Origin of the sequence: Bacillus cereus group sp. MYBK101-2, assembly GCF_051918845.1 — a bacterium.
In the GTDB taxonomy this organism is placed as follows: domain Bacteria; phylum Bacillota; class Bacilli; order Bacillales; family Bacillaceae_G; genus Bacillus_A; species Bacillus_A paranthracis.
This window is the reverse complement of the sequence record NZ_JBQAIE010000020.1, coordinates 51,269-66,920: the sequence shown is the minus strand read 5'-3', so window position 1 is coordinate 66,920 and position 15,652 is coordinate 51,269. Positions and strand designations below refer to the sequence as shown.

Sequence of the window (15,652 nt, the reverse complement as noted above, 5' to 3'; positions counted from 1 at the left end):
TTCTATATTTTCAATCATATATAACAATCACTTAAGAGAAATTTTTTAGGCTACTAGTTTTTTAACTTATTTTGCTCTTCGCATCAATATAGTTTATCACAAGAATGCATGAATAGATTTCAAACCTTCTAGTTTTACAAAAAAGTTTGACTTTATATAGAGGTAGTGGTAATTTAAAACTTATAAGAAAACTCGGGATTAATTCCGAGTTTTCTTATGGGTATAACTAGTTTGAGGGGGCCGAAAGATGAAACGGAAATTATTTGCATTACCATTTGTCCTAATACTACTTATTGCATTAGCGGCTTGTTCTGGAGGAAAAGATTCTTCGAAGCAAGCGGGCACTAGTAAATCAGGGACTCCGAAAGATGGAGGAGCGTTAACGATTGGTGTTAGCGATAACCCGGATACGATGAATCCGCTTTATGCGAATGATCGTGTGTCGTTAACGGTGCAGCAAGCTTTATATGCACCGCTGTATCATATGGAAGACGGTAAGAAGAAATTTGTTCTTGCTGAAAGCTTTACGCCTTCAGAGGATCAATTAACGTGGACATTGAAGTTAAAAGATAATTTGAAATGGCATGATGGTAAGAAAATTACATCAGACGACATAGCATTTACATTCCAATCTATTTTAGATGAGAAGCAAAATAGCTCAAGTCGTGAAAACTTTGTTTTTAAAGGAAAACCGCTTGAGGTGAAAAAGGTAGATGAGTTAACAACTCAATTCGTTTTACCACAAGTAAGTGCATCTTTTGAAGGTGTGATGAATGATTTCTTCCCAATTCCGAAACATGTATTTGAAGGGGAAGCAGATTTAGCGAGGAGTAAGAAAAACTTACAACCTGTAGGATCAGGTCCGTTTAAGTTTAAAGAGTATAAGTCTGATGAGTACGTTGCATTAGATCGATTTGATGATTATGTAGGTGGTAAAGCGAAATTAGACTCTATCGTATATCGCGTTGTAAAAGACCGTAATACAGCAAATGTTTCACTACAAAATGGTCAAATCAATATGAAGATGATTGAGCCGCAAGACTTTAAGAAATTAGATAGCACTGGGAACTTCTCAATGGTGACATTCCCTGAAGGTAGATTATTCTACTTATCTTATAACCAAAATACAGATCTTATGAAGAAAAAAGAAGTGCGCCAAGCAATTGCGCATGCGTTAGATAAAAAAGAAATGATTAACTCTGCATTCGTTTCTAGTCAATTTGCAGAACCAGCAAATTCAATTTTAACGCCGGATGCTATGTATTATGCAAAAGACATTAAAGAGTATAAGTATGATAAAAAAGAAGCGAAAGATTTATTAGCGAAAGCTGGCGTGAAAGATAAAGAAAAAGTACGCGTCATGTATGTAACGAATAATAAAATTATGGAAAGCTTAGCGCTTTATACACAACAAAAATTACAAGAAGTTGGCTTAGAAGTTGAACTGAATGCATTAGATGCTAGTGCAGCAAGTGAAAAAGGCTTAGATAAAGAGAATAAAGAATATGACATTACATTTGGTGGTTACATAATGGGACCTGAGCCAGATTCATATAAGAGCTTATTCTTAAGTAATGCTGAATACAATTATGCACGATATAAAAACGCTGATTTCGATAAGTTATGGGAAGAAGCTGCAGTTGAAACAGATAAAACGAAACGCGCAGAACTATACCATAAAATTCAAGAGACAGCTAGAGAAGATTTACCTTATCTACCAATTGCGTATCCGAAAGCGGTTATTGCAGTAGATAAAAAGTTTGATGGATTAAAAGAAGCAAAAGCAATTCCTGTCACAATGTTTGAAGATTTATCTAAGATTTATGAAGTGAAATAAGAAACAAACAGTAAAGAAGCTGGTGGAAATCAGCTTCTTTAGCTTGAGGGGGGAAGTTTGTGTATAAAGTAATTGCGAAGAGGCTTTTAAATGCAATTCCGCTTTTATTTGTTATTTCTATTATTTCTTTTCTATTAATAAAATTAGCACCGGGAGATCCGGTTCGAAACTTTGTCACGCCGAATATGAGCCCAATTGATGTTGAGCGTATTCGTAAAAGTTTAGGGCTCGATCAACCAATTTATATGCAGTATATTTTATGGTTAAAAAATATTGTAACAGGGAACTTTGGTTATTCACTTCAAAACCATCGTCCTGTTTTAGATCTTATTGTAGAAAGGTTACCTGCGACAATCGGCTTAATGGGATCATCTTTACTCGTCTCATTTGTAATCGCAATCCCGCTTGGACTATTAACAGGTGTGAAAAAGAATTCTATCTTTGATCGCGTTGTAAACTTTATCTCTTATGTGGGAATTTCAATGCCAGTCTTTTGGTTCGCTTTACTATTAATTTACTTATTCTCTTTAAAGTTGAACCTTCTTCCGAGCATGGGTATGCGTACGGTCGGTCAAGATTCCTTCTTGGATATTGTCCAGCACGGCATTTTACCTTGTATGGTGCTAGCGTTCCAAAACGTCTCTGTTTATATGAGATATATTCGTTCCAGTACAATTCAGCAATTAGAAGAAGACTATGTACAAATTCAATATGCGTACGGTGCTTCGAAGAAAACAGTTTTATTTAATCACGTACTTCGAAACGTATTAATACCGATCATTACAATTTTCGGATTATCTATTCCAAGTTTAGTAGGCGGAGCGTTCATTACGGAAACAGTATTCTCATGGCCAGGTCTTGGTTCGCTCGGGGTAAATGCTATTTTTAGATTTGATTATCCGATTATCATGGCAATTACATTATTATCATCATTCATGTTAATTCTCGGTAACTTAATTGCTGATATTTTATATGGCGTAGTAGATCCGCGCATTCGAATGAGGGGGTGATTTGGAATGAATAATAGGAGATTTCAAACGATAAAGCATAGTTTTACAAAAAATAAGTTTGTTGCAATGGGAGTTATTATACTTGCGGTTTTAACGGTCGCATCGATTTTTGCATTCGTATCGCCTTACGATCCTAGTAAAATGTCAATTCCAGATCGCTTACAAGAACCAAGTGTGAGTCATCCTTTCGGAACGGATGATTACGGAAGAGATTACTTAACTAGGGCGTTATATGGTGGACGCGTTTCACTTGCGGTCGGTTTCCTTGCGATGGTTGTATCTGTTACAATCGGTACCGCAGTTGGGACGATTAGCGGATATTTTGGCGGAAAGTTAGACAACTTCTTAATGCGAGTTGTTGAAGTGCTTATGTCAATTCCATCATTCTTCTTAATGTTACTATTAAATGCTTATTTAAAACCAGGAATTACAACGTTAGTTCTTATTATCGGATTACTAACATGGATGGACACCGCTCGTATCGTAAGGGCAGAGACTTTATCTGTAAAAGAGCGTGAGTACGTCTTATATGCAAAAGTGTCAGGACAAAAATCACTCATGATTATTGTAAGACATATCATTCCTAACATTTTATCAACCATTATTATCGCCGCGACATTAACGATCGCGACATCGATTTTAATGGAATCATCACTTAGCTTCTTAGGTTTAGGTATTAGAGAACCAGATTCTTCTTGGGGCAGTATGCTGAACAATGCGCAAGGATATATTGGCGAAGCTTGGTATTTAACACTCTTCCCAGGATTCCTTATCCTTTTAACGGTACTTAGTTTTAACGTAATTGGTGAAGCATTGAAGAAAGCTTTCGCACCAAAAGGAGCCGGACATGAAAACTAAAGTGTTAAGTGAAAGGAGTGAGAAGCGTGTCTGAAAAACTATTAGAAGTGAAAAATTTAAAGACTTCTTTTTTCATAGAAAGCGGAGAAGTGGAAGCGGTTCGCGGCGTTACATTTCGTTTAAATAAAGGAGAAGTAGTTGGTATCGTTGGGGAGTCAGGAAGCGGAAAGAGTGTAATGGCAAAATCCGTTATGTCACTCGTTGCGTCACCAGGGAAAGTAAAAGAAGGAGAGATTCTTTTTCATAATGAAAACATCCTTTCTAAATCTGAAAAAGAATTACGTTCTATTAGAGGAAATCAAATTTCACTGATCTCCCAAGATCCAATGTCGGCGCTAAATCCAGTTGTGAAAATTGGGAAGCAAATGACGGAAGTAATTATACGGCATCAAAAAGTAAAAAAGAAAGAAGCAGAACAGATTGCGGTTAACTTACTAAAACAAGTCGGTCTTTCGTCGCCAGAAGAAAGGGTAAAACAATATCCGCACGAACTAAGCGGTGGTATGAAGCAGCGGGTTATGATCGCGATGGCAATGTCTTGTAACCCTGACCTTCTCATTGCGGACGAACCAACAACAGCGCTTGATGTAACGATACAAGCACAAATACTAGATTTAATGAAAAACTTAAAAAATGAAACGAATATGGCGTTACTTCTTATTACGCATGATTTAGGAATAGTCGCGCAAAACTGTACACGCGTTATCGTTATGTATGGCGGGCTTATTATGGAAGAAGGACCTGTACTTGATATTTTCCAATCGCCGAATCATCCATATACGAAAGGGCTATTAAACTCTTTGCCGAAAATATCGAACGGTGTAAAAGAAAGGCTCGCACCAATTCAAGGTGTAACGCCAAACTTATTACACCCGCCAAAAGGTTGCCCATTCGCAGAGCGTTGCCCGCATGCGATGGACATTTGTGAAAAAGAACGGCCGCCATATTTTGAAATCGGAGACGGAAGGCGTTCCATGTGCTGGTTAAACGATAAGACAGTAGGTGATTCCCATGCATGAAGAAAACTTAATTGAAGTTCGGAACTTAAAAAAGTATTTTCCTATTAAAAAAGGACTATTCGGCAGAAAAACAGAGCAATTAAAAGCAGTCGATGACTTAAGTTTCGCAATTAAAAAAGGTGAAACATTCGGATTAGTAGGAGAATCGGGCTGTGGAAAATCAACGACAGGAAGAAGTATCATTCGCTTGCACGATGTCACTTCAGGTAACATTTTATTCGACGGAAAAGACATCGCAAGCTTAAAGGAAAGTGAACTAAAAGAATATCGAAAACGAATGCAAATCATTTTCCAAGATCCATACGCATCATTAAATCCGTCGATGAACGTATTCCAAATTATTAGCGAACCGATGAACATTCACGGATCTTACGAAAAAGAAGAACAAAAAGAAATCATATTAGACCTGCTCAAAAAGGTAGGCCTAAAAGAAGAACATCTATATCGCTATCCGCACGAATTTAGCGGAGGCCAGCGTCAGCGCATCAGCATCGCGCGCGCACTATCTGTAAAACCAGATTTCATCCTATGTGACGAACCGATCTCAGCACTCGATGTCTCAGTCCAAGCGCAAGTCGTAAACATGCTGCAAGACATCCAAGAAGAAACAGGAGTCACATATTTATTCATCGCACATGACCTATCTATGGTAAGACACATATCAGACCGAATCGGAGTCATGTACTTAGGAAACATAGTAGAAATTGCCGACAGCGAAGACCTATACACAAAACCGGCACATCCATACACACAAGCACTACTCTCATCCATGCCAGAACCAGATCCAACAAAAACAGGTAAAGATCGGATCATTCTAGAGGGAGAAGTACCAAGCCCCCTAAACTCACCATCCGGCTGCAAATTCAGAACGCGCTGCAAATTCGCCACTGAAAAATGCGCCCAGGAAGTACCGAAGATGGTGGAGATTGCGAAGGGGCATGAGGTGGCTTGTCATTTGTTTTAGGGGGAGAGCACTAGGGGGGACCTGGTGCTTTTTTTGTTTTACGTGGCCATTAAGTTAACAAAGGAGATTATTAAATACGAAACGCTTCTTATTTCAGAGATTACAAGCTTTGATTGCCAGTGCTCCAAAATTAAGTGGAGAAATCACTATGGGTATTATGTGGTAATCAAAGGGAACAGGTTCTACAAAATTAAATGTTTTAGAATTCAAGTCATTTTTTATAGTAAATAAGTTCAATATGTAGTACATATTATTTTGTAAGATGAAACAAATATTAGTTATACATGCATAATTTATAATAACCTTCATATTGGTAAGGTTAAATTTAGACTCAAGTATGACAAATGAGGAAAGCGCACAGAGCTAATATAATATATGGTAATATTAGCTGGAAATGGATACGTTAGGGTGCTTTTTATACTAATATTTAGGCCCCATCATCATGAATTGATTCGCGAAGCTATCCATTGCTCTTCTATATCTATCTAAATCATCTCCTATCTTTCTAAATTCATCGATTCTATAGACGAGTTCCTTCTCTACTTCACTTAACCTTCTTTCAATTTCTTTAGCGGTATTTCCTTTCCAGCTATGTGCTAATAGTGTTTTTATGGCATTGACATTCTTTCTGTGATTTTCTAATTCTAAAATACACGATTCTAAATTATTTTTGGCACCTACTACATCGGCAGCATGTGCTATAACATCATAATTTTTCATGAAGATCACCCGTTTTTCAGTTTTGTTTATCAACAGTTTCAAATTCAATCGCTCTTTGTTCAATGAAATCAGCCTCAGAACGAATACATTCCATATACCCTCTTTGAAATCCATAAATACCGTATGTAAGTGTATTAATTAAATTGCCATCAACACTAGCTGGCGATTGTTGTAATACATTAATAATTTTATTGCTTGCTTGAACGATCTTTTGGTTAATATCATTAATTTCCCTTCTTAAATCTGAAGTAATTTGTTTAACTTCTTCGACTGTTAAATGAATTGTAACCCCATCAGCGCGCGGGGACCCCTGAATTTTCTCTCCTGTCTCCCCATCGTACATATTCGGCATATTTAAATAACCGTATTTATCGTGACTAAGGTTATCCATGGAATGAAAGCTTGGACCCATAAAACCCATGAAAAAACGAACAGTATTATAACTATTTGTTAAAAAAGGTAAAAATGGAATGTAACTACTTGCATCATGAATCCTATTATCATTTTTTATATCTGGTTTATCTGTATAAAATAAATGACCTATACGACCTCTATTTTTATTATCATTTCCTCTAAAACCAGTAAATACAGTATCATTGGGATTTCCGATAGTTGTAATTTGATCTTTATAATCTCCCCTTAAGGCTTTTTCTTTTTTATCTTTAGGTAATGAATCAATAACATTTGGAGCTTCATAACTAACAACTGCTACATCATTCATAACCCCAGCGTATTCACCTAAACCACCACCTAGAGAATGGCCGGTTAATGTAAGTTGGTATCCGTCTAATCCATTTTTAGGGTCTTTCATATATTTCTTTACTTCTTTTGTTAAATCATCAGCATTAGTAAATTGACTTTCTGCAACTATTTTTTGCTTTCTTTCTTTCGCCATAGCAAAATTAAATTGTTCAGTTAAAGGAAGTGATGAAGTGTCAAAGTTATTCATTTTTTCTAAACTATCTTGATTTTTTCTAAAACGATTACCCATAACATCAAATACATCTGCATCATAAAAATCAGGTGCTTCCCAAGAACCGCGAAAAGCAATCACAACTTGTTTTGTTTCTTCATTCTTGTAAACAGTGGCATCAAAGCTATTTTTTGAGTTATGAAGAACAGCACCATTTATTTCTACAGGTTTCCAAATCTCTTTTTGTTTACCAAATTCTACAACTTCTGTAAGAGCATCACCATAACTACTAGTAGCCAAATGGGAAAGGCTTTTATCTGAAACTGAACTTCCCATATTTCCATCTCCTCAAAAAAGATTTATAGTTATATTATAAATCTTCTTAAGGAGGAAATATATTGAATAAGAGAAAAAAGGTGAATATTGCTATTTTTACGATTTTATTATTAATAATAGGCTACATGTCGTATACAATGTACAACAAAAATATTACTCAAGATAAAGCTTCAAAAGTAGCAATAAATCATATGAAGGATAAAGAAAATATAGATCTTGTAGTTACTAAAGTTGATATTTTACATGGAGTACGTGATGGTTTTATTGATGTAGAAGGTTATTCTAAAAATGATAAGAAAAAGGTAATCCGCGTTACAATAAACAAAACGCAAAACTATTTAGTCTCCGGTTGGGGATTTAAGGATCAAAGGTAAACGATTAGATTACTCAAATAGTAAATTCAAATGAGAGAAAGGCACCTTAAGGTGCCTTTTTTAACTAGATTTATTATTAACTAATGTATCCCCACCACCAAGCTCCGCCTCAATCTGCGAAGTCTTCGATGACTCAGCCATACGCCAATACGTAATAAAGCTGATTGCGATACATCCAGCTACGTAGAAGTAGAATAGTGATTCCATACCGATACTTTTTAGCCACAATGCGATGAACTCGGCTGTTCCGCCAAATATCGCAACGGTTAGTGCATATGGTAAACCTACGCCTAGTGCGCGAATTTCAGTTGGGAAGAGTTCTGCTTTTACAATTGCGTTAATCGATGTGTAACCAGTAACGATGATGAGGCCGACCATCATAAGTAAAAACGCTACGATTGGTTCTGTCGTTTTTTCCATAAAGAAGAAGATTGGTGCTGTTAGTAATGTTCCGAGAATACCGAATGCCATTAATAGTGGGCGGCGTCCAATTTTATCGGATAGTAACCCCGCAATTGGTTGAAGTACGACGAAAATAAGTAGTGCGACAAAGTTAATCCAGCTTACAACTTCTTTTGGAAGACCGACTGTGTTTACCATGAATTTTTGTAAATATGTTGTGTACGTATAGAATGCAACAGTGCCCCCAAGTGTTAGACCGACTACTGTTAATACTGCTTTCGGGTGTTTCATAAGAGCGCGAACGGTTCCTGCGCTTTCGCGTTTTTGTGATTTTATGTTTGAGAACTGCTCCGATTCATCCATCGTGCGGCGAAGCCATAATACAGCTACTGCACCCATCGCTCCAATAATGAACGGAATGCGCCATCCCCAAGCTTTCATATCTGGTTCGCTTAGTAATTGCTGAAGAACAATTTGAACGCCTAATGCAACCATTTGCCCAGCAACGAGCGTTACATATTGGAAGCTGGAATAAAAACCGCGGCGACCACTACTAGCCATTTCAGATAAATACGTTGCGGAAGTTCCATACTCTCCGCCAAGCGATAGTCCTTGTAGTAAACGGGCAAGAACTAAAATAATAGGCGCCATAATACCGATGCTTTCGTAACTCGGTGTACAGGCGATAATGAAAGAACCGCCGGCCATAACCGTAATAGAAAGCGTTAATGCTGCCCGGCGTCCGTGCCGATCCGCATAGCGGCCCATTAATAAACTTCCGATAGGGCGCATTAAAAATCCAACTGCGAAAATAGCCGCAGTGTTCAGTAACTGACTCGTTGGATCGCCTTTAGGAAAGAACTCTGCTGAGAAGTAAACAGCGAAAGCAGAGTAAACGTACCAATCGTACCATTCAATTAAATTGCCGACAGAACCTTTGAAAATATTGCCGGCGACTCGATTAGATTTTGCTTGGGCCATAATCATTCCTCCTCTTACTTATAAATAAAATGATAATTATGAAAGCGTGTTCATTATAGTTGAATTGTACTGTCTGTAGGATGAAATCTCAATATTATGACAATTTTATTCTTTTTGTACTTTATGTACACGGATAATTTTAATAGTTGCTTCATTATTAGTTTTGTCATAATAATAGAAAAAGGAGATTGATAGTTTTGAATATTTTATCAAAGGGTATGAAGTATGAAGAAATCACGCAAAGTGTCATTGCAAACGAAAATAGTAAGCTTAATTATTACGTTAATTTTATTTGTCGTTCTCCTATTAGCGGGAATATTTGTTTACATTCAGTCCGTTGATACGAAGCGTCAAGTGGAGCAGTTAGCACTGCAAACAGCGAAGTCGCTTTCTTTTATGCCTGCTATAAAAGAAGCTTTTCAGAATAACGGGCATAAAAGTACCATTCAATCCATTGCGGAACAAGTTCGTGAGCAAGCTGGTGCAGATTATGTCATTATAGAAGATCGCTTTGGGGTTATGTATTCCCATTCTAATTCGGATTTAATTGGCACGATGAGTAACAATCCGTATAACTATGAAGCACTCACTTTTGGTGGCTATTATACGCTTGAAGGAAATGGTGAAAGTGGTTCCGCTTTAATGGCGAAGGCGCCCATTATTGTTCATAACGGAGACTACGATCAAGTCGTAGGTGTTGTGACAGTAGAGTTTTCAATAAAAGGTATCGAATCTAACATACTGAGCAGAACGAAAGAAATTATACTCTTTTCCTTAGCTGTATTAGTAGCAGGCATTGTTGGCGGCATTCTTTTAGCACGTAGCATTCGTAAAGATACACTCGGTTTAGAGCCGAATGAAATCGCAGCGCTATACCGGGAACGAAGCGCGATACTACTATCTATAAAAGAAGGGATTATCGCCATTGATCAAAACGGTTTTATTACGATGATGAATACGTCGGCAGAAGAAATGCTTCATGTAAATGGTGATTATATGCAGCAGCACATTTCAAAAGTTTTGCCTGAATTTCATATGGAGCGAGTACTAGAAAACGATCAAGAAATCGCATTTCAAGATAAAGTGTTTATTTTAAACATGACACCAATACTCGAAAATGATAATACGGTAGGCATTGTATGTAGTTTTAGAGATAAAACAGAACTGCAAAACCTTGTGAACACAATATCTGAAGTAAGAAAGTATTCCGAGGACTTACGCGCTCAAACACATGAATTTACAAATAAGCTTTTTGTCTTATCAGGATTACTTCAGTTAGGGCACTACAGAGAAGCGATTGAATTTATCCAACAAGAATCTAATATTCATCAAAGCCAAAACCATATTTTATTCCATCAAATTCATGATGCGAAAGTACAAGCTATTTTATTAGGAAAAATCGGAACAGCGTCTGAGAAGAAAATCGATTTTCATATTGAAGGAGATAGTGCGCTTCATCCGTTACCAGACCATATAAAAGTTTCGCATCTTATTACGATTCTTGGAAACATAATCGATAACGCGTTTGATGCGGTGAGTGGGCAAGAGGAGAAGAGAGTTTCCTTCTTCGTTACGGATATTGGGCACGATATTGTGTTTGAAGTGATAGATAGTGGAGCTGGGATACCGGAAGAAAAAATCACGACCATTTTTCAAAAGGGATTTTCAACGAAAGGAAATAATCGTGGTTACGGACTAGCAAACATGAAAGAAATGGTAGATCTACTAGAGGGAACAATTGAAATTCAAAATGAGAAAAATGGGGGAGCTATTTTTACAATTTACCTTCCGAAAACATTGAGAGAAAGTACATGACAAACAGGGGGATTGGCATATGTTGAAGGTTGCAATTGCAGAAGATGATTTCCGCGTCGCACAAATTCAGGAAGAGTTTTTATTAAAAATAAAGGACGTAAAAGTGATCGGAAAAGCATTGAACGCGAAAGAAACGATGGAACTACTACAAAGGGAAGAAATCGATTTACTTTTATTAGATAATTACTTGCCAGATGGAATCGGAACCGACTTATTACCGAAAATTCATGCTGACTTTCCAGACGTTGACGTCATTATGGTTACTGCGGCGAATGAAAACCATATGCTAGAAAAAGCAATTCGAAATGGCGTAAGCAACTACCTTATAAAACCGGTCACGTTAGAAAAATTCGTTCGCACAATTGAAGACTATAAAAGAAAGAAGCAATTATTACATAGTAACAATGAAGTGAATCAAGCACTTATCGATAACTTCTTTGGCCTTTCGCAAACACAAGACATAAAAAACTTACCGACAGGTGTGGATCCGCTAACACTGCAAAAAGTGAAAGGAATTATAAAAGGATTTGAAGAGGGCATTACAATAGAAGAAATGGGAGAACAAATGGGGGCCTCCAGAACAACCGCAAGAAGATACTTGGAATATTTAGTAGCGACAAACGAATGCACAGTAGAATACACATACGGCATTATCGGACGACCAGAACGAAAGTACCGAATAGGACGAGGACTATGAAAAAACGATTATTACTATGTATATGGATCATGACAGGAGTAATAGCTGGTTGTGCCTCGGAAAAATCCCATACGAATAAAGTGAACATCGACAAAGTAGAAATCGTTGCGCCAAACGTTCAAGGAGCAGGATGGGACTTAACAGCACGAGCGATGCAAAAAACACTGAAGGAAGAAAAAATCTTTACAAAACCAATCACAGTCACCAACAAAGTAGGTGGCAGCGGTGACGTCGGCTGGAAATATACGAAACAAAAAGGTGGTCACGTACTGGCGATTAACTCAAGCTTACTCATAACGAACAATCTACTAGGCCACAGTAAACTAACATATAAAGACTTCACACCGCTCGCAACATTAGCATCGGACTGGGAAGTCGTTGTCGTATCAAAAGACAGCACCATAGATAACGCAAACGAACTAATGGAACAACTAAAACAAGACAAGAAAAACTTCAAAATCGGCGTTGCCCCCGGCCTAGGAAACGATGATCACCTATCCTTCGTACAAGTAAGCAAAGCGTTCGGCATAAACCCAGCCGAACTACAATTCTTCGTCTACGAAAACAAAGAAAAAATCATAAACGCCCTAACGAACAAACAAATCAGCGCCGCAACCATGACCCTATCCGAAGCCGAAAAACAATACAAAGCCGGCAAAATAAAAATACTAGCCGTATCCGCACCAAAACGGCTAGACCGACTACCAGAAATCCCAACCTGGAAAGAACAAGGAATCAACGTCATATTCCAGCACTGGAAAGGCATTATGGGCCCAAAAGATATGACGGAGGAAGAGGTTGCTTATTGGGATGGTGTTATTAAGAAGATGGTTGAGAGTGATAGTTGGAAGGGGGTTTTGAGGGAGCGGGGTTGGGAGAGTTTTTATAAGGGGAGTGGGGAGACGAGAGGGTTTTTGGAGGAGTGTAGTGGTTGGTATGGGGGGATGGTTAGATTTAGTAATTAACACCTTTCTATTGGTTTGTTTGTAAAAATTAGTATATTCAACGTTAATAATGCTGAATTTTAAGGTATACTTTGGGAGTAGCAAATTAATTGAATGCTAGAGAAAGTATTGTAACTAAGATATTTAGGGAGATAGAAAAATGAAAGTAGAAACATATTCTTATAGGTATGCAGAAGAGATTTTGCAACATCCCCGTTTTGAAGCTGCATATAACGAATTGATAATGGTTTGTCGTGATTGCCCTGTTCCAATATACAAGGGGAAATCGGGCAGTCAGTCACAGCTGGAAGTTATACAGCAGATAATGAATACTTATTTTCTTTTGAGATTCGAAGAGCTTGGCTGGGAAAAAGAGCCTCGAGCTACACCGAATACATCTGATGATGCATTACGCTCTGATTTTCGAAAATACTATATTGATCCTGATACAGGAGAAGTTATTCTTAAACTTCAAATTGAAGTTGAGTTTGGTAACGTTGCTTCCAGTTATCGTAACTACTTCAAGTTTCAACTTAGCTTTTCTTATGATTTAACAGATATATGTATTTTAATTGTTCCTTCTTATGAACTTTGTAAGAGAATTGATAGTGGTGTTTCAAATTATGAAAAAACAATAAGGGAAATACCAGCTGCAAAACTCTCTGTTACTGTTCCAACACTAGTTATTGGACTTTTTGATGATGGCTCTACAGCCTGGAATGTAAAAGATATTACAGAAGATTTAAAAGTTTTGAAAGGAGCACTAAAAGATACATATCCTCAGCATTGTGAGATAGTGAAAGGATACATAAATGATTTAAAAGTATAAAAGGTTAGGGAAAGTACTTATTTTTATTGGGATTGTTTTTTGAATATTCATCAATTATTAATTATATTATTAGGGATTTCAACTTCAATTAATGTTGGAATAACTAGATAATCGGTCATTAGAAATACTATTTGTAAAATCGTAACAAATTGATAAAAGCAGATATCTTTAGGGATAAAATTGATATCTGCTTTTTATCATGAATGGTAATTTCTTTATAAATTAAATCCTTATGATTTTTTATCAGTAATAATATCAGCTATGTATGAATTATTTAACCAATAACACTGCTTTGTAATTTGCTGGCCATCAGGTAAAGTTACTTTATCGGCACCGTTGCGGGCTTTTGGTCTAATGTGCGCGACACCGTTGAAGTTTATTTTTGGTAGGTTATTTGCTTCGACGACTTTATCACCGCGTTTTTTATATTCGATTTGAATACCTTCATGTATTACTTTATTAACCTCTTCCCATAGTTCACGTATTTCTTTTTCTATTGTAGGAGTAGGCATGTTCCAAAGTTTAATACCTTTAAAGTAGAGTTTACGATTTGGATTTTCTTTTTTTGTTTGGTTAAATTCAAAAATTACGAATAAAAACTTGGTTTGATAGAAGCGTTCTCTAATTTCGCTTTCTTCCCATGATTCGTTTGTCCATTGATGAAAATCGATTGTTTCAAATGACATGCTTTGTTCGGGTTTATCGTTGGGCTCTAAACGAACTGTTTTAAATTCTATATTAGCTTTCGCAAATTCTTCAATTTTATCGAGTCGAGTTCCTTTGATGCCAAGTAAAGAGCTTACTAATAGTGGAACAAAGCTTTTGGTTGTAGGTTTGTAATCAATAGATAATTTTTGAGCGATTTCTTGATCAGTTAAGCCTATGTAATTTTCAAATTTTGAATAAAGGATTTTTTCTAAAGATTTTCCTTTTAGTTCATTTGTTGTTGTAAAACTTACTAGTTCTTCGTTTAGGTGATACCTGCGAACTAGTGCTGTCATATAAGAAGGCTTTAACGAAAAAGCTCTTTGCATTGCTGGAATTTCAGAATACGGTTGTGAGCGAAGTGAATTTTTATTGGAACCCTTAGTGCAAGCTCCTAAATAGTTTGTATCACCTTCAGATAATTCATGTGCTTTGCCGGCACGAATTTTATTTACGATGGTTTCCCAGTCTTGTCTAATTATTTCTAAATCAGCTTCGGGATAGGTGAATAAAAGGCTTTTTGTAATGTGAAAATCTTTACGGTCTACACCAGGTACCCATTCATAGAACATTAATAATAGTTTTTCGTTTTTCTTCCAAAAGCTTGACGTTTCAAAGTGTGTATGAACTTCTTCCATATAGTTGATAATATTTAAGACTAGCCGCTCTTTGGCAGATAGTGAACCGTTTTTATTTTGTTTAAATGCAGTTACTTTAAGTTCAACACCAAGGTGTTGAAAGTCAGCTTCTGCGTTTGAATTGACTTCATATCCAAAAAAGCTTTCCTCGATTACTTGCCCTAGTCCACCTTTTGATTTAGCGTTTGCAAGTCGGTCAGTTGTATCGATTTCACCAAACGTTTTTCCTTCAGCTTCATGTGCTTTTTTCATTAGTTCTTCTATTGTAGTATAGTCCATAATAAACTCCTTTCTGTATCCAGTACTGCGTTGTATGATTTTAAACAATACATATTAAAGTTATGCTATAATAAAAAGCTGTTTCAATTTTATATAAGTAAAATTTATAAGAAGGGAAAGACGATTTGTTTTATTAGATAACGGCTATATTGGATCTGTTCAAGGGAAGTTTCTTCCTTTATAATATTGATATAGTAGCGAACTGTTTCCTTGATTGTTACAATCCAAAATAAGGAATTGTAAAAAAGTATGGTTCTTGAAATGTTATAGTTGATCTTTTCCTCACTTTTTATTATAATGAAGCATAGATAAATAAAATACCGAAAGGATG

14 protein-coding genes are annotated in these 15,652 nt (G+C 36.6%); 10 read left to right on the top strand and 4 right to left on the bottom strand.

Translation table 11 applies throughout. The annotated features are described in order from the left end of the window. The first annotated feature begins 247 nt into the window (after positions 1 to 247). The 5 genes from ACTFSI_RS25400 to ACTFSI_RS25380 are packed head-to-tail and all read left to right on the top strand — an operon-like array spanning position 248 to position 5,688. Positions 248 to 1,837 (top strand): ABC transporter substrate-binding protein, encoded by a 1,590-nt coding sequence (locus tag ACTFSI_RS25400; protein ID WP_440045727.1) that lies wholly within the window; start codon positions 248 to 250, stop codon positions 1,835 to 1,837. Between the two features lie 59 nt (positions 1,838 to 1,896). Then, complete coding sequence (locus tag ACTFSI_RS25395) at positions 1,897 to 2,847, top strand: ABC transporter permease (protein WP_440045726.1); 951 nt, start codon at positions 1,897 to 1,899, stop codon at positions 2,845 to 2,847. 6 nt (positions 2,848 to 2,853) lie between these two features. After that, a complete protein-coding gene (locus ACTFSI_RS25390; protein ID WP_098229170.1) occupies positions 2,854 to 3,705 on the top strand; it encodes an ABC transporter permease in 852 nt (283 codons plus the stop codon). A gap of 26 nt (positions 3,706 to 3,731) precedes the next feature. After that, complete coding sequence (locus ACTFSI_RS25385) at positions 3,732 to 4,724, top strand: oligopeptide/dipeptide ABC transporter ATP-binding protein (protein ID WP_197225455.1); 993 nt, start codon at positions 3,732 to 3,734, stop codon at positions 4,722 to 4,724. Further along, entirely contained in the window at positions 4,717 to 5,688 is a 972-nt protein-coding gene (locus ACTFSI_RS25380; RefSeq protein WP_197225456.1) for an ABC transporter ATP-binding protein, read from the top strand. Before ACTFSI_RS25385 ends, ACTFSI_RS25380 begins: the two co-directional genes overlap by 8 nt. Positions 5,689 to 6,108: 420 nt before the next feature. Here ACTFSI_RS25380 and ACTFSI_RS25375 read toward each other — a convergent pair whose 3' ends face one another. Both ACTFSI_RS25375 and ACTFSI_RS25370 read right to left on the bottom strand, forming a co-directional pair. Further along, positions 6,109 to 6,408 carry a hypothetical protein gene (locus tag ACTFSI_RS25375; RefSeq protein ID WP_013246223.1) on the bottom strand — a complete coding sequence of 100 codons (300 nt, stop codon included), beginning with the start codon at positions 6,406 to 6,408 and terminating at the stop codon, positions 6,109 to 6,111. Between the two features lie 16 nt (positions 6,409 to 6,424). After that, on the bottom strand, positions 6,425 to 7,462 hold the full coding sequence (locus ACTFSI_RS25370; RefSeq protein ID WP_440045730.1) for a lipase family protein: 1,038 nt from the start codon (positions 7,460 to 7,462) through the stop codon (positions 6,425 to 6,427). Between the two features lie 257 nt (positions 7,463 to 7,719). Here ACTFSI_RS25370 and ACTFSI_RS25365 point away from each other — a divergent pair, with 257 nt between their 5' ends. Further along, a complete protein-coding gene (locus tag ACTFSI_RS25365) occupies positions 7,720 to 8,031 on the top strand; it encodes a hypothetical protein (protein WP_138322412.1) in 312 nt (103 codons plus the stop codon). A gap of 60 nt (positions 8,032 to 8,091) precedes the next feature. On the opposite strand, the gene ACTFSI_RS25360 is transcribed toward ACTFSI_RS25365, so the two are convergent. Continuing rightward, entirely contained in the window at positions 8,092 to 9,414 is a 1,323-nt protein-coding gene (locus ACTFSI_RS25360) for an MFS transporter (protein ID WP_440045725.1), read from the bottom strand. Between the two features lie 225 nt (positions 9,415 to 9,639). Between ACTFSI_RS25360 and ACTFSI_RS25355 the strand changes: the two genes are divergently transcribed. From ACTFSI_RS25355 to ACTFSI_RS25340, 4 genes are all read left to right on the top strand, one after another. Beyond that, a complete protein-coding gene (locus tag ACTFSI_RS25355) occupies positions 9,640 to 11,229 on the top strand; it encodes an ATP-binding protein (protein ID WP_440045724.1) in 1,590 nt (529 codons plus the stop codon). A gap of 19 nt (positions 11,230 to 11,248) precedes the next feature. Next, the gene (locus ACTFSI_RS25350) at positions 11,249 to 11,926 is read left to right on the top strand and encodes a response regulator (protein ID WP_440045723.1); all 678 of its coding nucleotides are present in this window, start codon (positions 11,249 to 11,251) and stop codon (positions 11,924 to 11,926) included. Continuing rightward, complete coding sequence (locus ACTFSI_RS25345; RefSeq protein ID WP_440045722.1) at positions 11,923 to 12,891, top strand: tripartite tricarboxylate transporter substrate binding protein; 969 nt, start codon at positions 11,923 to 11,925, stop codon at positions 12,889 to 12,891. Before ACTFSI_RS25350 ends, ACTFSI_RS25345 begins: the two co-directional genes overlap by 4 nt. Positions 12,892 to 13,030: 139 nt before the next feature. Then, positions 13,031 to 13,699: a BglII/BstYI family type II restriction endonuclease gene (locus ACTFSI_RS25340; protein WP_061660999.1), complete on the top strand. Its 669-nt coding sequence runs from the start codon at positions 13,031 to 13,033 to the stop codon at positions 13,697 to 13,699. A 230-nt stretch (positions 13,700 to 13,929) separates the two neighbouring features. Here the strand turns inward: ACTFSI_RS25340 and ACTFSI_RS25335 are convergent, their stop codons facing one another. Then, positions 13,930 to 15,321 (bottom strand): Sau3AI family type II restriction endonuclease, encoded by a 1,392-nt coding sequence (locus ACTFSI_RS25335; RefSeq protein ID WP_440045721.1) that lies wholly within the window; start codon positions 15,319 to 15,321, stop codon positions 13,930 to 13,932. Positions 15,322 to 15,652 lie beyond the last annotated feature (331 nt).